Genomic DNA, 18752 nt, shown 5'->3' on the forward strand with positions numbered 1-18752 from the left:
TCTGGAAGGATTTGGTTTATACAAAAATTTCGGAAAAATTGTTATAACTTTGTTTCAACTTTTTAACGCATTTTGTCGTCTTTTGTTGTAGAATAGAAAATAAGATCAAAAGAAGGGGAATCACATGGCGGGAAAGAGGAGACACTATTACAAAAGAACAAAACGCTGGAGCATCCCAGCTGTTATCTGCATCTTGCTTTTGACAGCGGTGCTGACCACGTTGGTGCAGGGAAGCGTGGCCCCGGCGGATCAGACACAGCATCCAAACGCCGAGGGCACCACGCCCCAGCCCTGGGCACAGAAGCGGGCCAAGCGGATTGTTGCCATTGGAAAGCGGCAGCAGTCGAAGGAGAACGGCTCCGTGCAGCCGGAGACGCCGCGGGAGGAGACACCGCAGCCGGAGGAGAAGACTTGCGTGGTGGCGGAGAGCGCGGCCGTGGAGGACACCTATTTCTCCGACGCCATTTTCATCGGAAACTCCCGCACGGAAGGGTTTATGCTTTACTCCGGGCTGAAGGGCAGCCAGTCCCTGACCACGGTGGGCCTGACGGTCAGCGAGGCGTTCAACAAGAAGACCATCACCGTGGGCGGGAAAAAGATGACGATGATGGACGCGCTGGCCACCAAGCAGTTTGCCAAAATCTACATCATGCTGGGCATGAATGAATTGGGCTGGGTCTATCCGGAGCAGTATCAGAAGCAGTACGGCGAGATCATCGACCGCGTCCGGGAAATCAACCCCGATGCGCTGATCTATATCCAGTCCATCCTGCCGGTGAGCAAGGCAAAGGACGAGGAAGGCACCTATATCAACAACGAGCGGATCCGCATGTACAACGGCCTCCTGCTGGAGCTGGCGGAGGAGAAGGACGTGGCCTACGTCAACGTGGCGGAGGCGGTGTCCGACGAGGAGGGAAATCTTCCTCCGGAGGCATCCTTTGACGGGGAGCACTTGGTGCCAGAGTACTGTAAGGTCTGGCTCTCCTATTTAAAAACACATACGATTGAGGGATTGGAAACATGAAACGAACAGCAGCCCTGCTGGGCGCGGTGATGCTGCTGCTGAGCGCCTGCGGCACGCAGCAGATCACCCTGGACATCCAGGCCACGGCTGACGAGCTGGCCCAGAGCGATCTCTTTGGCGGCGACATCTTTGCCATTGACAGCGACATTGCAGCGACCATGTATCCGGATTTGCCGGAGGGAACCTCCGCAGCGGTCTATGCCAGCAGCGGCGCCTCGGCGGATGAGGTGGCGGTATTTGAATCCAAGGATGAGGATGGGGCCAAAACGGTCCTGAAACAGGTCCAACAGCGCTTTTCCGACCGCCGGGAGAGCTACGCGGACTATATGCCCGACGAGGCGGAGAAGCTGAAGGACGCCGTGGTCCGGCAGTCGGGCGTATACGTGATCGCGGTGGTCTGCGCAGATGCCGACAGCGCCAATGAGCAGGTGGATGGATACTTGAAATAGAGACCTTGAAAAAGAGACAGCCGCCCTTTTAGGGCGGCTGTCTTTGCGGCTTTTTTTCTGACGCGAGGTACAGGGCAGGGGAGCGGGGGCCGCGGCCTGATGGGAAAAAGGCCTACAGCTCGGCAAGATCCGGAGTCTCGTCAATGAACTCTGCCTCCACTCCCAGGTTGCGGAAATAGGGGCACAGCGACATCAGGGCGAACTTCTCTGTGGAGTAGTGGGTGCCGCCCAACAGGGTGACATGGTGCTCCCTGGCCGCCTCATGGATGGCTTGGCTCCATTCCACGGTGGGGGCGGTGACGCCGGTCACCAGGACGTTAATCCGGTTTTCCCTTAGGAATCGGTAAGCGTCCGTGCTTCTGGAGATACCGGCCATGACGGCGAATTTGCCGTCGGTCAGCGTGTTGCTGCCATAGGAGTAACGGCTGACCCGGTGGCCCACCGTGGCGGCAAAGCGGTGCTCCAGCTCGTCCACGGTTTCAAATCCGGACTGGCAAAGCGCGCCCAAAAGAGCGCCGTTTTGAGGATACCAGGTGTCATAGGGGTTGGTGCCCATGGCGCGGGCCAGCGTGTTGCCGGGAGAGTAGGGGCCCGCCACATCAAGGGGGATGTGGAAGGAGAAAAAGCTGACCTGCTGCGCCTTCATCCGGTCCAGCAGCTCCTGGGGCACCATGCCATAGCCCTCCTGCAGGCTGGGCATAGGCGGCCGGGGATGGTGGCAGAACAGCATCACATGTTCCTCGCCGCGGGAGAGGATGTTCTCAATGACAGCGGGATTGGCAAAGGTTGCGGTGTAGACTTTGGAGATGTAGTCCGTGTTGTGCTCCTGTACGCCGATCTTGTCAAAAATGTCCGTGCACCGGTCCGGTTTGAACTGCTCAGTGAGGCGGTCGTATAGAAACTCCGCAGGAACCAGGTTTGGTTTTGCCATACTATTCACTCCCTTATTGAATTTATGAGTTATTATAGCATATACAATAAAAAAATCAAATATTATTTCATTGACATTAAAAATGTGATGCGCTATGATAGAATCCATAAGAGTTCAGAAGCCAATAAATGAGGTGATTCCCATCAATATACAAGTCGAAACAGAACAGCTGATGGAAGATTGGAAGCGGCTGCATCAGATTCCGGAAATTGGATTTCATGAATATCAGACCTCGGGGTATCTGCGGTCCAGGCTGGAGTCACTGGGGTTTGAAGTCCGTTCCATTGCCGGGACGGGCCTGCTGGCTGCCCTGCACGGGTCGGAGCCGGGACTGTCCATCGGGCTGCGGGCGGATATGGACGCCCTGGAATTCAACAACGAAGACGGCAGCAAAACCCTGTGCCATGCCTGCGGGCATGACGCCCACTGCGCCATGGTGCTGGCGGCGGGAGCCCAGGTGGCCAGACAGGGGATCCGCAGGGGAACGCTGTATCTGCTGTTTCAGCCGGCGGAGGAGACGATCTGCGGCGCCAGCGCCGTTGTCCGGGACGGGGGCCTGCCCCATCTGGACGGGCTGCTGGGCATGCACTTGCGGCCAAAATCCGAACTGCCCCTGGGCCAGGCCACGGCGCAGCTGATGCACCAGGCCACCATCCCTATGACGGTCACGTTTTACGGAAAGGCGGCCCACGGCGCCCGGCCCTTTGAGGGCGTCAATGCGCTGTCGGCGGCAGCGGAGACCATTGTCCAGGTGGACCGCTTGAAAATCCATACCGATCAGAGCTGGTCCGCAAAGGCCACCAATGCCCATTGCTTCGACAACATGCACAACGTGATCCCCGAGCGATGCAGCGTGACCTTTGACCTGCGCGCCCAAAGCAACGCCCTGGGGGACCAGCTGACCCAAGCGGTGCTGGAATGTGCCAATCAAAGCGGGGAAAAGGTAGGCTGCCGCGTGAGTTGTGATAAAGTCCATGGTTATGCGGCGGAGTACGACCCCGGGCTGGTGACGGTCTGCGAGGAGGCCATCCGGGAAGTGTTGGGCGATGTTGCGCCGCCGGTGCACACCTTGGGCAGCGAGGATTTTCATGCCTACCATATGGAGGGGGGAATCCCCGTGGCCTATATGGGCCTGGGGGCGGACCTGGTTCCCGGGCTTCACAGCCGGGACATGCGCTTTAACCCGGATTGCCTTCCCGTTGGCGTTCAAATCCTCTGCCGCTGTGTCGGCAGACTGCTGGAACTGAAGTGATCTCCTCTCTCTGACTCATATGGGAAAAGCGGGTGCCGGATGGATGCCGGCACCCGCTTTTCCCGCGCAAAAAATGCGGCTCCACTGCAGTGGAGCCGCATTTTATCCTGTATTGCTTCAAAAACCGTGTCACACAAGCCAGTGCTCCGCGCTGGGGCAGGTCTCCGTAAGCACGCTGTGCAGACGGGAGAGGTTCTCGCTGAAGGCGGAATAGCGTTCCTTGCTGTCGGAGACATAGATGGAGGCCAGCAGGTTGATGAGAGAGATGGGCGCGGTCATGGAGTTGAGGAAAATGGCGTTTTTGGTGACGCTGGTCAGCACCACATCCGCAAACTGTGCGCCGGCAGCGGAGACGTTGTCGGAAAAACAGAGGATTTTGACGTCCTGGACGTCGTGGAGGTGGCGGGCCAGCGCGATGGGGAACTGGGTATAGGGCGCGTAGGAGAAGAGAATCAGCAGGTCGTCCGGCTGGAGCAGCGCCAGGTGGTACAAAAGGTCGGGAATGCTCTTTCCCCCTAAGTTGACCACATCCACGCCGAGGCGCTGGAACCGCTCGGCAAACACGTTGGAGACAATGGCTGCGTAGTCGTAGGCCAAAAGATAAATCCGGTCCGCGTTTTTCAGCAGTGACAGGGCCTTGGCAAAATCCGCCTCGCTGACATGGGCAAAGGTCTGCTTCAGCGCCTTGATCTCAGATTCGGCGATGGCGGCGCTCACATTGCTTTTCCCGTCATCCTTTAAGATGGCAGTCTTAATCTTCTCGTTGGGCGACATCCACTGGGTAATGTAGCTTTGCAGCTTGCTGCGCATGTCCAGAAAGCCGGAACAGCCGATCTGCCGGGAGAAGCTGAGGATGGTGGCCTCCGTGGTGCCGGTGGCGGCGGAGAGCTGTTTTAAGGTGAAAAAGCAGCTGGTGTCTGGATGCTGGAGCAGATAGTCCGCAATCCTTCGCTGGGTGCGGCTGAGGGATTCATAGGAGGCTTGAATGACGGAGAGGATATTTGTGTTGTTGTTCATCACTTTAATACCAATACCATAAATTTTGTAAAAGGATTTTGACCAATCATAGCATAATAGAGGAGAAGATGCAAGAAATTTTGTGATTTTCACACAAATAAATAAAAAATTATAAACAATTTTAGCGTATTTACTGGAATTTTAAATTAAAGCAAACAAGAGCATATGCTATATTTTTAAATAAAATTAAAGTAAATAATTGACTTTTAAAGAAGGATCGGGTATGATGCAAATAGAAGCTGCTGCTTCGAATCAGGAATAAGGAGTGAGAAAAATGAAGGATCGCTTCAACACGATCTGGGGAGCAATTTTCACAGGGCTATTTGTCCTGATCATGCTCCCGCTTCCCTGCTTTGTCAACGAGTCGTACATCCCGGGGCCCTTTGGCGTACCCAACTACATCTATGGGTGGCTTGCTGTGGGAGTCACCACCGTGATCTTGATTCTGATTTGGACCAGGATGGCGCTGAAAAGGCCTGAATATCACGAATTCGATGAGAAGGAGGACAAATAAATGCCTGAAGTAGCAGTCAATCCCGTGCCGTTTTTTGTGGTCATCGGCCTCTATATAGTGCTGATGGCGGGCATCGGCATCTATGCGACCCGGCATACCAACACCATGCAGGATTATTTCGTCCTCAGCGGCAAGGCCGGGTTCATTGTCAGCGGCATTGCCTACGCGACCACCCAGTACAGCATGGGCACCTTCCTGGGCACGCCCGGCACGATTTACGGCATCGGCTATGCCGGCATGGGCATCAATGTCCCCGGCGTCGCCTTCTCTCTGGTGATTCCCGCGATTTTCATCGGCCGCAGGCTGGTCACCCTGGGCCATCGGGAAGGCTTTTTGACCCTGTCCGACTATCTCTCCGACCGCTATGAGAACAAAAAGATGAGCGGCGTGCTGGGCGTCATGATGCTCTGCTTCCTGATTCCCATGATGGGTGCGCAGATTCTGGGTGCCGGCATTTTGGTCAATGTGTTCACCGGCCTTCCCAACTGGGTCGGCATCGTGGGCATGGGCGTCATCGTCATCGGCTACTGCATGACCGGAGGCATGCGCGGCGCCATGATGACCGATGTGGTCCAGGGCGTTCTGATGTTCGGCGCGGCCATTGCCGCGTTTGTGATCTGCCTGGTGATGGGCGGCGGCATGAGCAGCCTCAATGAAAGCCTGGCCAAGATCGGCGAATCCTTTATGACCTTCCCCGGTGCCAACGGCGCCATGCCCTGGGGCTACTACGTTTCCAACATTCTGCTCTGGTCCTTCTTCACCATGGGCCAGCCCCAGCTGTTCACCAAGTTTTTTGCCATGAAGGATCACAAGACCATGTTCCGCTCCGTGATCCTGGCCACTGTGGGCATGATGCTGACGTGCACCATGTGCTCCTGGGCCGGTGTGCTGGGCTATCCGCTCATCGGTGAGCTGAGCAACCACGATTACATCATCCCCGTCATCATCCAGCGCGGACTGCCCCCTGTTGTGGCCTCCGTGTTCATTGCCGGCATCGCCGCCGCCGGTATGTCCACCATCGACGGCGTTCTGATCACTGCCACCTCCGCCGCCACCCGCGACATCTATCAGAAATTCATCAACCCCAAGGCCAGCGACGAGTTCATCATGAAGATCTCCAGGTATGTGACCATTGTGATCGGCGTCATTGTCATCATTTTCGGCTGCGCCCAGCCCGGCAGCATTTTTATCATCAACACCTTTGCCTTTGCGGGCATGGCCATGTTCATCGTGCCGGTGTTGTTCGGCATGTATTGGAAAAAGGCCACCTGCCCGGCCGCAATCGCGTCCATTGTCAGCGGCGTGGTCACGCTGATCGCCTGCACCAAGGTGCCTGCGCTCAAGGCCATGATCCACGGCTTCCACGCTGTGGTGCCCGCCGCCGTGGTGGCAGCGATTGTGATGTTTGTGGTCAGCCTGGCCACGCAGAAGTATGCTGCCTCGGAGGAGACCCTGAAGCGGCATATGCTCGTCAAGTGAGGACGGATTGATATGTTTCTGGAACGAATGACCACTGCGCAGGCGGAAGCCGCGCTGAAAAGAGACCCCATTGCCGTCCTCCCTCTGGGCAGCACAGAGCAGCATGGGCCCCAGTGCGCCCTGGGCACCGACTTCCTGGTCCCAAGAAACCTGGCCGAACGGGTGGAGGCCATGGAGGGCATGGAGAATGTGGTGGTCCTGCCCACCATTCCCTTTGGCGTGTGCGACTATCACATGAGCTTTTCCGGAACCATCAACATCGGCTACGAGGGCCTTTACATGCTGCTGAGCAAGGTGACGAAGGCCATGATGCAGCACGGGGTGCGCCGCTTTGCGGTCATCAACGGCCACGGGGGCAACACGCCGGCCATTGACCAGGCGGCGCTGGAGGTGTACCGGGCCGGAGGCATTCTGGCCAGCATCGACTGGTGGAGCGTGGTGGGCCAGATCGACCAGCGCTTTGCCAACGGGGGCCACGGGGACATCCTGGAGACCTCCGCCATGATGGCGGTGGACGAGCGCTGTGTGGATTTGAGCCTGTGCAGGGACATGAACCCGGGGCAGCCCACGGAGGAAATTTCCGCGAAGTACATCCAGGCCATTCACTTTCGGGGCGGCACAATCCGTCTGGCCCGTGACACGAGAGAGCTTGCGCCCAGCGGATGGTTTGGCCCCGGCGATCCCCGAGGCTCCACCCGGGCCCACGGCGAGGCAATGCTGGAGGTCTGCGCGGAGTATATCCGTGACTTTTTGGTGGAATTCCGCAAACTTCTGTAAAAATCCATGTGCGGGATGTGCAGGGAAGCCGGGTTCAGCCGGCTTCCCTGCACTGTCGAGTGTGCCTGCACGATGAGGTGAAAGCATGTATTTGGAATTTAAAATCGGCACGTCTCGGCAGGGCGTTGAGGTGGATGAAAAAAACCTCATGGGAGTGCTGGAGCCCAACAAGCTGCCGCCGGGGCCCTGCGGGGAGGAGGCGGTCAAAAACGCGCTGGCCGCGCCCATTGGGGCCCGGCCCCTCCGGCAGATCGTGCACAAGGGGGAGACAGTGGCCATTGTCACCAGCGACATCACCCGTCCCATGCCCACCCATGCGGTGATGCCCGCACTGCTGGACGAGCTTTACGCGGGCGGCGTGGCGCCGGAGGACATCACGCTGGTGTTTGCCCTGGGAAGCCACCGCGGCCATTCGGAGGAGGAAAAGCGGCATCTTGCCGGTGAGCGGGCCTGGGCGGAGATCCACTGTGTGGACCTGGATGCGGCGGACTGCGTCGACATCGGGACGACCTCCCGGGGAACCCCGGTGGACATCGACCGGCGGGTGGCCCGGGCCGATCGCCGCATCTGTCTGGGGAACATTGAGTACCACTATTTTGCCGGATACTCCGGAGGCGCGAAGGCGATTATGCCCGGCGTATCCACCCGGGCGGCCATCCAGGCCAACCACAGCGCCATGGTGCTGCCGGAGGCCCGGGCGGGCCGCCTGGAGGGCAATCCCGTGCGGGAGGATATCGAAGAGGCGGCGTCCATGGTGGGCGTTGACTTCATCCTGAATGTGGTGCTTGATCCCCGCAAGCAGATTTTGCGGGCCTTTGCCGGCGATGTGACGGCGGCCCACCGGGCGGGCTGTGCTTTTTTGGACACCCTCTACCAAAAGAAAATCCCCCAAAAGGCGGATATTGTTTTGGTCTCTCAGGGCGGAGCGCCCAAGGACCTGAACCTATATCAGACACAGAAGGCGCTGGACAACGCCGCCCAAGCAGTGCGGGATGGCGGAGTCATTGTTTTGATCGGCTCGTGCAAAGAGGGCCTGGGGGAGGAGACCTTTGCCCAGTGGATGGAGTCCGCGCCCACGGCCCGCTCCCTGATTGAGCGGATTCAAAAGGAATTCCGGCTGGGAGGGCACAAGGCAGCGGCCATCGCCATGGTGCTGGAAAAGGCAGAGGTCTACCTGGTCTCCGAGCTGGAGGATCAGCAGGTGGAGCAGCTTTTTTTAAAGCCATTCCACACAGTGGCGGAGGCCTATCGGGCGGCACTGGCACGGTGCGGGACGGAGGCGGCGGTGCTGGCCATGCCCTATGGCGGCTCCACACTGCCCCGGGTAGAGAAACCGCTTTTGTAAAAGGAGAATCGAAATGGACTATGGGAGAGAATCACTGAAGAAGCACTATGAGTGGAAGGGGAAGCTGGAGGTAGCGCCGCGGGCGGCGGTGGACAGCCGGGAGGCGCTGTCGCTGGCCTATACGCCTGGGGTGGCGGCGCCCTGTTTGGAGATAGAGAAGGACGTGGAGAAGAGTTATGAGCTGACCCGGCGGTGGAACACGGTGGCCGTGGTCACGGACGGGTCAGCCGTGCTGGGGCTGGGCGACATCGGGCCGGAGGCGGGCATGCCGGTGATGGAGGGCAAGTGCGTCCTCTTCAAGGCCTTTGGGGGCGTGGACGCCATCCCACTGTGCATCAGGAGCCAGGAGGTGGAGGAGATCGTCAACACGGTGGCGCTGCTCGCCGGCTCCTTCGGCGGCGTGAACCTGGAGGACATCTCCGCGCCCCGGTGCTTTGAGATCGAGAAAAAGCTGAAGGAGCGCTGCGACATCCCCATCTTCCACGACGACCAGCACGGCACCGCGGTGATCACGCTGGCGGGCCTGAGCAACGCGCTGAAGGTGGTGGGGAAGAAGAAGGAGTCGGTCCGGGTGGTCATCAACGGCGCCGGCGCGGCCGCGGTCTCCATCGCGCGGCTGCTGCTCAGCGCTGGCTATGGGGACATTACCCTCTGCGACCGGCGCGGTGCGATCTATGAGGGCCGGGAGCAGGGGATGAACTGGATCAAGGAGGAGGTGTCCCGCCACACCAACCGGTCAAGGCGCGCCGGCTCCCTTGCGGAGACGCTGGCAGGGGCGGACGTGTTCATCGGCGTGTCCGCGCCGGGCATGGTCACACGGGAGATGGTGCGGACGATGAACCGGGACGCCATCGTGTTTGCCTGCGCCAACCCCACGCCGGAGATTTATCCCGACGAGGCCAAGGCCGGGGGCGCGGCGGTGACGGCCACCGGGCGCAGCGACTACCCCAACCAGATCAACAATGTGCTGGCGTTCCCGGGCATCTTCCGGGGTGCGCTGGACGCACGGGCCAGCGACATCAACGACGCAATGAAGATCGCGGCGGCCACCGCCCTGGCCGGCCTCATCGAGGAGGACCGGCTCTGCGCCGACTATATCATCCCCGCCGCCTTTGACCCCCGGGTCAAGGGGGCTGTGGCGGCTGCCGTGGCCCAGGCCGCCCGCGATTCCGGCGTGGCAAGGATATGAGTCTTTGACCGTAAGCGGACAGAGTGGAATTTGGGGCGCTTTGATGGCGATTCCGTCGGAGAGTGAGACTAAAATAAGAGGATGCCTGGAACCATCTGGTTCCAGGCATCCTTTGACAATAATTTGAAACGATCAGCGCTTGGAGAACTGAGGCGCGCGGCGGGCGGCTTTGAGGCCGTACTTCTTGCGCTCCTTCATACGGGGGTCGCGGGTCAGGAAACCGGCCTTCTTCAGGATGGGGCGGTATTCCTCGTTGGCCAGCAGCAGGGCCCGGGCAATGCCGTGGCGCAGGGCGCCGGCCTGGCCGGAAACGCCGCCGCCGGTGACGGTTGCCACGATGTCCATTTTACCCACGTTGTCGGTGGCGGCCAGAGGCTGACGGACCACCATCTTCAGGGTGTCCAGGCCGAAATACTCCTCGATGTCACGGCCGTTGATGGTGATGGAGCCGGTGCCGTTGGGGAACAGATGGACGCGTGCGACAGAAGACTTTCTGCGGCCGGTACCATACAGATAAGGCTTTTTAGACTGATACATGACTTACTCCTCCTTATTCTACGGTCCAAACCTCAGGCTTCTGGGCCTGCTGTTCGTAATTTTCGTCGGCGTAGATGCGCAGGCGCTTCAGGGAATCCTTGGTCACGGTGTTGCGGGGCATCATACCGCGGATGGCGACGCGCATGGCGGTCTCGGGCTTGTCCTGCATCAGGATGCGGTAGGGGGTCTCCTTGAGGCCGCCCACCCAGCCGGAGTGGGTGCGGTAGATCTTCTGGGTCATCTTCTTGCCGGTCAGAACGGCCTTGCCCGCGTTGATGATGATCACGCAGTCGCCGCAGTCGGCATGGGGGGTGTAGGTGGGTTTATTCTTGCCGCGCAGCAGATCGGCGGCAGCCACAGCGGTCTTGCCCAGGGGCTTGCCGGCAGCGTCCAGAATGTACCACTTGCGCTCAATGTTGGCCTTGTTTGCCATAAAAGTGGACATGGTTCTTCCTCCTGTATCTTGTAGTCGAGATCGGACTTTACAAATCAAAGGCTCCGGGGTTAAAATCGGAGCAAGATTAGTTATAGCACATGGGATTTGGACTGTCAACAAGAAATTGATTTAGCATTACGAAATCTCATAAAATCTCTCGTTATCTCTCCATATCTATCGTTTTCTCGCTTTGCAATTTTAAATTTTTTGTCAAAGAAAATGCGGGCGCTGAGCGCCCGCGGGAACCCTTGTATGTAAATGGACTATAAAACCCACTGAAGGGCCAGCAGCAGAACCAGGCCCGGAAGGCCCAGCACCCCCACCGCCAGGGCGTTCCAGAGGTTCAGCCCCAGGGCCAGCCCGGTGACGGCGGAGGTCAGATTGACAAGATAGAGCGCGGCGAAGCCCAACAGGGTGTTGACCAGGAGCTTGAGCGCCAGACGCAGCGGGGCCCGGAACAGACGGAGCAGGGCCAGGGCAAGGAAGAAGCAGAGGAAGCCCAACAGGACCTTTTGCGTCATATCCATTTTGCCGCCCCCTCTGTACGCGCGGCGGCCGCGGCCGCGGGGCGCTGTTCCTTGATGACGCGGATCAGGTAATTGTAGCGGGCCTTGAGGGCGTTGATCTGATAAATGCAGGACTCCACCAACTCAGGGTCCACGACCATGTCAAACTGGCGGTAAGCAAGGGCCAGGTCCAGCTGTGTTTCATTGAGCTCCGAGCGCAGTTGGTTGAGCCGGGCGTCTTCTGGTGTGCGGGCGGACTTTTTTCCCACGATCCATCCCTCCTGTTGTATCAGTGTACGGAGAGTTTGGACAATTATTCCAATTTTTATGCGCGGGAGTGAAATTGAATGGAACGAGAAGCGTTTATGCGCCAGGCCCTTGCCCTGGCCCGGGAGGCGGCGGAGGCGGGCGAGGTGCCGGTGGGCTGCGTCGTGGTCCGGGAGGGCGAGATCGTGGGCCGGGGCCGCAACCGCCGAGAGGAAAAGCAGTCCGCGGCCTCCCACGCAGAAATGGAGGCCATTGCCCAGGCCAACGAGGCGCTGGGCTCCTGGCGGCTGGACGGGTGCGAGCTGTATGTGACGCTGGAGCCATGCCCTATGTGCGCCGGCGCGATCCTCAACGCCCGGATCGCCCATGTCTGGTACGGCGCCCGGGACGAGTCCTTCGGCGCCTGCGGCGGGGTGACCAATCTCTTTATGGAGGAATTTCCCAACCGGCCGGCCCTGACCGGCGGGCTGCTGGCGGAGGAGTGCCGGAAGTTGCTGTCGGAGTTTTTCCGGTCCCTTCGCCGCTGAATAAGGAAGAAATTCCGCTCCCCAAAGGCGGCTTGGATCCGGGGGAAACAAGAAATTTTTCAGATTGGGAAGATTTAAGACTTTTGTAACAATTGAGGCTATTTTCCTTAACAAGGGTCCTGTATCTTAATACTTGCAAGAGACAAAACTTCTTTTCATCCAATCTTCCAAAAAATAGAGAACGGGACCGGTTTTGGCCGGTCCCGTTCTCTATTTGCAGTTTCCTTGAAGCTTCGCCGTGCGCCGGGGGGAACGCCTCAGTCCAGTGCCACAGAGGGCGCCGCCCGGTTTAAAATCACCTTGGCTGCAACGGTGCCGCCCAGGGCACTCACCGCATCCCGGGAAAGCTCCTCCAGGGCGCGGGCCATGTCGTCGTGGCGGCTGGCGTCCATGTACTCCATGACCACGATCACATGGCGGCTCTGCTCCGTCACCATGGTGCGCTGGCCGTCCCGCCAGTTCCAGCAGCGGCAGACGGCGCCTTTGTTGTCCAAATAGCAGACCTCGCCGGGAAGGGTGGGATCGTTTTCCTCCTCCCCCAAGGCCAGAAAGTCGTCTCCGCCGGAGGTGACGGTGAGGCGGAGGCTGCCGTCAAAGGCGTCCACATCCTCGGCCCCGCAGGGGAAGCCGTAGGTCAGCGACACGGTGTTATAAAGATCCACCAGTGGGTTGATGGGCCCCACGCCCTTGCCCTTGTCCACCCGGCGCAGCAGCGCCTCAATGGAGGAGCGCACGCCCTTTTTGGTTTTGAAGCGGCTGTAGGCCTGGCGCCACGCGGCCACCGCCGGGCACTGGCTGAGCACCGGCTCTGTGATCCACTTCCTGGCCGTCTCGTTGGCCTCGGCCAACCGGGCGGCCAGCTGGGGCTCCTCGCAGGAATTGTCAATGTCCCGCAGCACCAGCACACCGATTTCGCTGTCCGGGAACAAAGACCAAAAGGGCGTTTCAATGATAAATTCAGACATCTGTGGAATCCTCCTCATGATTGGTGAAATGGCTCAGGCGGCGTCCGGGAGGGGTGAAGCCCTCCGGACGGCAGAGCATTAGAATAGACAGCGACAGCAGGGCTCCGGAAGCAAAGAACAGCGCCTGGGGCATCGCGCCCGTGCAGTCGGCCAGGGCGGTCAGGCAAACGATCACAGCAAGGGCCGCGCACAGGGCCAGCTGCCGGATCTGGGCGCAGACAAAGGCAAAGGCGGAAAGCTTATAGAAGGTGAGAAGCAGCGCCGCCAGGGCCAAAATTTCCACATAGTAGCGCTCCAGCACCGGGTTGACGGAATAGCTGCGATAATTTAGAATCAGTTGAATGACATAGTATCCCACCGGAACCAACAGCAGGTTTCGGGGGATATCCACCTGACGGATGCAGCCGGAGATCACGAAAAAGAGCGCCGCGGCGCAGAGCACGGTCAGGATGCCGGGAACCATGGCGGCGGGATTGGAATTGGGGTCGCGCAAAACGGCCGCCACAGTCCATACGCCGGAGGCGGCCAGCAGGAAGTCTCCCACCATCAGCATCGTGGGCACCAGGTCGCCGCAGGTGGCAAAGCGGGTGCAGAACCGGCAGGGCGCGCGGTCCTTCGGCGTGGAGCGCAGCAGGAGAAAAACGGCCGCGGCGGCCAGCGCGAAAAGGAGAAGCAGGGGCCAGAACGGCCCATTCCTCGGCAGGCCGGTGCCCGGCTCATAGCCGGTGCGGTTGTGGTAAGACCGGAGGAAAAAGCCGCAGATGCCGCAAAGCAATGCCGTCAGCGTGAGGGCGGGTTTTTGGTTCATATAAATCCTCCCCTATGGGACCCCATTCAAATTGAGAATCAGTATAGCACTTTGCCCCGCATTTGTCCACCGATCATCTTTTGGACCGGCGGTGAATAGAAATAGAGAAGCTGAATCGAACAGGCCCTCTTCAGACGGCGGAGCCTTCGCGTCAAGAGCGCCTTGCCGAATGTGAAACCAGCCGGCGGCCGATGAATCCTTCATTTAGAAAGGGACAAGCCGTCGGAGCACCAGAAAGGATACGCTATGAGACAGAATTTGATTGCTTCGGTGGTCCTCATCGCACTGCTGTTCACCATACCGGTTTTATTCCTGCGCCCGGAAAAGGAACCGGAGGAGCAGGACGAGGCGGAGGTCTTTCCGCAGGTGGAGCCGGGGGAGATGGACGCCGCCTCCACGCTGCGGGTGAAGCAGGGGGACACGGTGACGGAGATGAGCCTGGGGGCCTACCTCCAGGGCGTGGTCCGGGCGGAGATGCCGGCTTCCTTTGAGATAGAGGCGCTGAAGGCCCAGACGGTGGCCGCCCGCACTTACACGCTTTATAAGATCAGGACCGGGGGAAACCACGCCGACGCTGACATCTGCACCGACTCCAAGTGCTGTCAGGCCTGGATTTCCCGGGAGGCCGCCGCAGACAACTGGGGCCGGTCCGCCTCGGCCAACGAATATAAGATCGACACGGCTGTGGCGGAGACGGACGGCATGACCATGCTCTACGACGGGAGCCCCATCCTTGCGGTGTTCCACTCCTCCTCGGCGGGGCGGACCCGGAATTCGGAGGATGTGTGGAGCAGTGAGCTCCCCTATCTGCGCGCGGTGGACAGCATGGAGGAGGGGGACGGGATTCCCAACTACTACAGCCGCGTGGAATTCACACCTGAAAAATTCAAGGAGCTCTTTTTGGCAAAGCACCCGGAGGCCCGGCTCACGGGGGACGCCTCCGGCTGGCTCACCAATTTCGTGATGGACAACCTCAGCGTGAAGACGGTGGATGTGGGCGGCGTCACCGTCCGGGGCACGGAGCTGCGCAGCATCCTCTCGCTGCGCTCCGCCGCCTTTGAAGTATCGGCGGCGGATGGGAAGCTGGTCTTTTATGTGACCGGGTTCGGCCACGGCGTGGGGATGAGCCAGTACGGGGCCAATCAGATGGCAAAGGCGGGCAGCACCTATCTGGAGATCCTCACCCATTACTACACCGGCGTGTCGGTGGAGCCCTACGCGCTGGGGTAGCGCTTTACAAAGCAGGATGGATTGTGTAAAATAGTGCTGAAACAGAAAAGATTGCCGGAAAGGGGGCGGATTTGTGAAAAAAAGGATCGGGGCGCTGATTCTGGCACTGGCGCTGTGCCTTCCGCTTGTGACGGTCTCCGCGGCGGATACGGTCTACTTCACCTCCATGAACGATTCGCTCATGGGCCTTTCCGACTCCACCATGCCCTATTGGTCCGGCGGCTACCTGTATGTGCCCGCCTCCAGCTTCAACGGCCGGGACATCAATGTCTACTATTCCCGCAGCGCCGACAAACAGACCCTCATCCTCTACTCCGGCAAGCGGGCGCTGAGCTTTGACTTAGGGCAGGACGAAACCTACGACAGCTATGGCAACATCTATGCCGAGCGGGCCCAGCTGCGGGGCGGCACCCCCTATGTGCCGGTGGCCCGGGTGGCCTCCTTTTTCGACCTCACCTATACCAACACCAAGGTGGATCACGGCTACCTGGTCCGCGTCCGGGACAATCACGCCATGCTGGATGACCGGGAGTTCATTGAGGCCGCCGGGGCGCTGATGGACAGCCGCTACAATGAATACAAAAAGGCGGGCACGCCTTCCACCCCCGTGGTGCCTGAGCCGCCTGCACAGGACCCCGCGCCGAACCAGACCGGGGAGGACGACCCCGGAGCCGTGGGCAACAGGCTCTACCTCTGCTTTTATGTGACGGATGTGCCTTCGGCGGAGCAGCTTGCTTCCGTTTTGGGCGCCAACCAGGCTCTGGCCACTTTTTATATCCAGGAGTCGCTGCTTCCCTCCGCCGGGGATTTGGCGCGCCGCCTGACGGCCTCCGGATTTTCCGTGGGATTGGCGGCGGACGGCTCAAACGGCGCGGAGGAGGCCTTGGAGCGGCTGAGAGAGGGCAATGAGCTGTTGTTTCGCGCCTGCGGGATGAAGACCCGGCTGGCCCTGGTGCCGGGCGCCTCCGCCCAGACGGTGGAGCGCCTGGGCGGGGAGGGCTTCCTGGTGCTCCAGAGCCGGGTGGAGTACACGTCCCTCACCTCCTCGGCCAGAGCGTCCACGCTCCAGCGCCGGATCGGCAGCCGCGGCGGCAATGTCACGGTCTACTTGGGCAGCCAGGCCACAGCCGCTGGGCTGGGGGCCTTCCTCTCCCTGGCCAGGGGTCAGGAGGACCGGCTGCTTGCCATGACGGAAACCACCTGATGGATTTACAAAATGTTCAACAACCTTGGAAAAAAACGGGTATAATCATACTGTTCAGCTGAATTCAGCCCGTTTGGCAGAACGGGTCTAAATAAATGGAGGGAAAGCCATGGGACGCAACATATTGGTGGTGGAGGACGATCCCAATATTTCCGACCTCATACGCATGTATCTGGTGAAAGAGGGATTTGACGTGCGGATCGCCGGCGACGGCGGCCGGGCGCTGGAAGAGTTTGCCAAGGGAGTGCCGGACCTGATCCTTCTGGATATCATGCTGCCGGTGATGGACGGGTGGGCGGTCTGCGCCAAGATCCGGGAGACCTCCAAGGTGCCCATCATCATGCTCACCGCGAAAAGCGAGGTCTTTGACAAGATCCACGGCCTGGAGATGGGTGCGGACGACTATATCATCAAGCCCTTTGAGATGAAGGAGCTGATCGCCCGGATCAACGCGGTGCTGCGCCGCACTGAAATCCCGGACGACACGAAAAAGCGTTTGGTATTTGATAAGCTGATCATCAACCTGGACTCCTATGAGCTGATCGTGGACGGGAAAAAGGTGGATACGCCGCCCAAGGAACTGGAGCTTCTTTACCATCTGGCCGCCACCCCCAACCGGGTCTACACCCGCAACCAGCTGCTGGACGAGGTGTGGGGCTTTGACTATTTCGGCGACAGCCGCACCGTGGACGTGCACATCAAGCGCCTGCGGGAAAAGGTGGAGAACGTCTCCGACCAGTGGGCGCTCAAGACGGTGTGGGGCGTGGGATACAAGTTTGAGCTGACCGGCGGCAAGCAGCAGTAGGCCGCGCGCGGCAATTTACAAGCGGAGGAGATCCGGTAGAGGATGGGAAAGCAGAAAAACAGAGCGGGCCAGGGCCTGTACTGGCGGCAGTTCCGGCTGACCGCCGGCATGGTGCTGCTGACGCTGTTCCTGTTGGGCGCGTCTTTTTTCGCACTGAGCTACAACTATGCCAGGGATGAAAAGAGCGCGGACCTCCAGGCCAAGGCCCAGACGGTGGCGGAGCTGTCGGCAGATTACCTGGAATCCAATGTGGAGACCCAGGGCGAGGCGCTGCAGCAGCTGGCCACCTTTGCCGCCTCCGTCTCCGACGCAAACTTCCTGATCTGCAACGTCCGGGGCGAGGCGCTGCTGACCACTGACAGCTCTTTAGACGGGAAGACCGTGACATTGCCCGCCGACATGGCCCAGCGCGTCCTGACCGACGGGCAGTATACGGGGCGCAGCACCATCAACGGGACCTACGAAAAGTCCCGCATGGTCATCGCCGTGCCCGCCGCCTCCCGCCTCACCGGCGAGACGGTGGGGATTGTGCTGGCCGTTACCGACGCTGCTGCGGTCAACGGCATGTGGCGCAACTTCATCGGGCTGTTCTTCATGACCTCCATGGTGGTGCTGATGATTGCCTTTGTGACTTCCTCCGTCACCACCATGCAGCAGATCAAGCCCATTCAGGACATGGTCCGGGCAACCCGCCAGTATGCGGAGGGGAACTTTGACATCCGCATGGAGGATTACGGCCGAACCGACGAGATCGGAGAGCTGGCCACCTCCTTCAACGCCATGGCCGAATCGCTGCAGCAGACGGAGCGGCAGCGGCGTGAGTTCATTGCCAACATCTCCCACGAACTCAAGACGCCCATGACCACCATCGCCGGCTACACCGACGGCATCCTGGATGGCACCATCCCGCCGGAGAACGAGCGTCAGTACCTCCAGATCATCTCCGACGAGAGCCGGCGGCTGAGCCGCCTCGTGCGGCGTATGTTAGATGTGTCCCAGCTTCAGTCCATGGACCCCCTGCGGCCCGGGGAGCACTTCGATATCTGTGAAAGTGCCAGGCGGGTGCTGATCTCGATGGAGCGGAAGATCACGGACAAGGGGCTGGACGTGGATGCGGACATCCCCGAGGAGCCCATTTTGGTGCTGGGTGACAACGACCTGATCACCCAGGTGATCTACAACCTTTTGGAAAACGCCACCAAGTTTGCCCGCCCCGGCACCAATTTGTACCTTGGGGTGAAGCTGCAGGATGCCAAGGCCCGGGTGACGGTGCAAAACTTAGGAGATACCATCCCGGCGGAGGAGCTGCCGCTGCTGTTCGAGCGGTTCCACAAGAGCGACAAGTCCCGCAGCGAGGATAAGGACGGCGTGGGGCTGGGTCTCTATATTGTCAAGACGATTCTGGAACAGCACAGGGAGAAGATCAATGTCACCAGCGAGAATGGAGTCACCACGTTTTCCTTCTCGCTGAATGCTGAGTAAGGGGCCGA

21 protein-coding genes are annotated in these 18752 nt (G+C 59.7%); 13 read left to right on the top strand and 8 right to left on the bottom strand.

What is annotated here, in order from left to right; all coding sequences use genetic code 11:
* Positions 1 to 124 precede the first annotated feature (124 nt).
* Positions 125 to 1024, top strand: a complete 900-nt coding sequence (locus H8790_RS00125; protein WP_187333104.1) for a GDSL-type esterase/lipase family protein — start codon at positions 125 to 127, stop codon at positions 1022 to 1024.
* On the top strand, positions 1021 to 1473 hold the full coding sequence (locus tag H8790_RS00130) for a DUF4358 domain-containing protein (protein ID WP_187333105.1): 453 nt from the start codon (positions 1021 to 1023) through the stop codon (positions 1471 to 1473). The genes H8790_RS00125 and H8790_RS00130 overlap by 4 nt, the downstream gene beginning before the upstream one ends.
* Positions 1474 to 1585: 112 nt before the next feature.
* On the opposite strand, the gene H8790_RS00135 is transcribed toward H8790_RS00130, so the two are convergent.
* A complete protein-coding gene (locus H8790_RS00135) occupies positions 1586 to 2404 on the bottom strand; it encodes a Nif3-like dinuclear metal center hexameric protein (protein ID WP_187333106.1) in 819 nt (272 codons plus the stop codon).
* Between the two features lie 172 nt (positions 2405 to 2576).
* On the opposite strand from H8790_RS00135, the gene H8790_RS00140 reads away from it, so the two are divergent.
* Positions 2577 to 3656 carry an amidohydrolase gene (locus H8790_RS00140; protein WP_187333107.1) on the top strand — a complete coding sequence of 360 codons (1080 nt, stop codon included), beginning with the start codon at positions 2577 to 2579 and terminating at the stop codon, positions 3654 to 3656.
* 129 nt (positions 3657 to 3785) lie between these two features.
* Here H8790_RS00140 and H8790_RS00145 read toward each other — a convergent pair whose 3' ends face one another.
* Positions 3786 to 4673: a MurR/RpiR family transcriptional regulator gene (locus H8790_RS00145; protein WP_187333108.1), complete on the bottom strand. Its 888-nt coding sequence runs from the start codon at positions 4671 to 4673 to the stop codon at positions 3786 to 3788.
* A gap of 274 nt (positions 4674 to 4947) precedes the next feature.
* On the opposite strand from H8790_RS00145, the gene H8790_RS00150 reads away from it, so the two are divergent.
* The 5 genes from H8790_RS00150 to H8790_RS00170 all read left to right on the top strand — a co-directional run bounded on the left by H8790_RS00150 (position 4948) and on the right by H8790_RS00170 (position 9977).
* Positions 4948 to 5187 (top strand): hypothetical protein, encoded by a 240-nt coding sequence (locus H8790_RS00150; RefSeq protein WP_187333109.1) that lies wholly within the window; start codon positions 4948 to 4950, stop codon positions 5185 to 5187.
* Positions 5188 to 6666 carry a sodium:solute symporter family protein gene (locus tag H8790_RS00155; protein WP_187333110.1) on the top strand — a complete coding sequence of 493 codons (1479 nt, stop codon included), beginning with the start codon at positions 5188 to 5190 and terminating at the stop codon, positions 6664 to 6666.
* A gap of 12 nt (positions 6667 to 6678) precedes the next feature.
* The gene (locus H8790_RS00160) at positions 6679 to 7443 is read left to right on the top strand and encodes a creatininase family protein (RefSeq protein ID WP_187333111.1); all 765 of its coding nucleotides are present in this window, start codon (positions 6679 to 6681) and stop codon (positions 7441 to 7443) included.
* Between the two features lie 85 nt (positions 7444 to 7528).
* Positions 7529 to 8788 (top strand): nickel-dependent lactate racemase, encoded by a 1260-nt coding sequence (gene larA, locus H8790_RS00165; RefSeq protein ID WP_187333112.1) that lies wholly within the window; start codon positions 7529 to 7531, stop codon positions 8786 to 8788.
* A gap of 13 nt (positions 8789 to 8801) precedes the next feature.
* On the top strand, positions 8802 to 9977 hold the full coding sequence (locus H8790_RS00170; RefSeq protein WP_187333113.1) for an NAD(P)-dependent malic enzyme: 1176 nt from the start codon (positions 8802 to 8804) through the stop codon (positions 9975 to 9977).
* 132 nt (positions 9978 to 10109) lie between these two features.
* On the opposite strand, the gene rpsI is transcribed toward H8790_RS00170, so the two are convergent.
* The 4 genes from rpsI to H8790_RS00190 form a co-directional block, all read right to left on the bottom strand.
* On the bottom strand, positions 10110 to 10514 hold the full coding sequence (gene rpsI, locus H8790_RS00175; protein WP_187333114.1) for a 30S ribosomal protein S9: 405 nt from the start codon (positions 10512 to 10514) through the stop codon (positions 10110 to 10112).
* A gap of 13 nt (positions 10515 to 10527) precedes the next feature.
* Positions 10528 to 10959 carry a 50S ribosomal protein L13 gene (gene rplM, locus H8790_RS00180; protein ID WP_187333115.1) on the bottom strand — a complete coding sequence of 144 codons (432 nt, stop codon included), beginning with the start codon at positions 10957 to 10959 and terminating at the stop codon, positions 10528 to 10530.
* 254 nt (positions 10960 to 11213) lie between these two features.
* Positions 11214 to 11477, bottom strand: a complete 264-nt coding sequence (locus H8790_RS00185; protein WP_187333116.1) for a pro-sigmaK processing inhibitor BofA family protein — start codon at positions 11475 to 11477, stop codon at positions 11214 to 11216.
* Entirely contained in the window at positions 11468 to 11725 is a 258-nt protein-coding gene (locus H8790_RS00190; RefSeq protein ID WP_243208525.1) for a DUF2508 family protein, read from the bottom strand. Before H8790_RS00190 ends, H8790_RS00185 begins: the two co-directional genes overlap by 10 nt.
* A gap of 78 nt (positions 11726 to 11803) precedes the next feature.
* Between H8790_RS00190 and H8790_RS00195 the strand changes: the two genes are divergently transcribed.
* The gene (locus tag H8790_RS00195) at positions 11804 to 12250 is read left to right on the top strand and encodes a nucleoside deaminase (RefSeq protein WP_187333117.1); all 447 of its coding nucleotides are present in this window, start codon (positions 11804 to 11806) and stop codon (positions 12248 to 12250) included.
* Positions 12251 to 12507: 257 nt separating this feature from the next.
* Here the strand turns inward: H8790_RS00195 and H8790_RS00200 are convergent, their stop codons facing one another.
* Both H8790_RS00200 and H8790_RS00205 read right to left on the bottom strand, forming a co-directional pair.
* Positions 12508 to 13215: a B3/B4 domain-containing protein gene (locus H8790_RS00200; RefSeq protein WP_187333118.1), complete on the bottom strand. Its 708-nt coding sequence runs from the start codon at positions 13213 to 13215 to the stop codon at positions 12508 to 12510.
* The gene (locus tag H8790_RS00205) at positions 13208 to 14023 is read right to left on the bottom strand and encodes a hypothetical protein (protein WP_187333119.1); all 816 of its coding nucleotides are present in this window, start codon (positions 14021 to 14023) and stop codon (positions 13208 to 13210) included. Before H8790_RS00205 ends, H8790_RS00200 begins: the two co-directional genes overlap by 8 nt.
* 246 nt (positions 14024 to 14269) lie before the next feature.
* On the opposite strand from H8790_RS00205, the gene spoIID reads away from it, so the two are divergent.
* From spoIID to H8790_RS00225, 4 genes are all read left to right on the top strand, one after another.
* Positions 14270 to 15253, top strand: a complete 984-nt coding sequence (gene spoIID, locus H8790_RS00210) for a stage II sporulation protein D (protein WP_187333120.1) — start codon at positions 14270 to 14272, stop codon at positions 15251 to 15253.
* Positions 15254 to 15326: 73 nt separating this feature from the next.
* Positions 15327 to 16457, top strand: coding sequence for a hypothetical protein (locus H8790_RS00215; RefSeq protein ID WP_187333121.1), 1131 nt, complete (start codon positions 15327 to 15329; stop codon positions 16455 to 16457).
* A gap of 109 nt (positions 16458 to 16566) precedes the next feature.
* Positions 16567 to 17262: a response regulator transcription factor gene (locus H8790_RS00220; protein ID WP_187333122.1), complete on the top strand. Its 696-nt coding sequence runs from the start codon at positions 16567 to 16569 to the stop codon at positions 17260 to 17262.
* A gap of 42 nt (positions 17263 to 17304) precedes the next feature.
* Positions 17305 to 18744 (top strand): ATP-binding protein, encoded by a 1440-nt coding sequence (locus H8790_RS00225; protein ID WP_187333123.1) that lies wholly within the window; start codon positions 17305 to 17307, stop codon positions 18742 to 18744.
* Positions 18745 to 18752: the final 8 nt, after the last annotated feature.

The organism is Oscillibacter hominis (assembly GCF_014334055.1).
In the GTDB taxonomy this organism is placed as follows: Bacteria; Bacillota; Clostridia; order Oscillospirales; family Oscillospiraceae; genus Oscillibacter; species Oscillibacter hominis.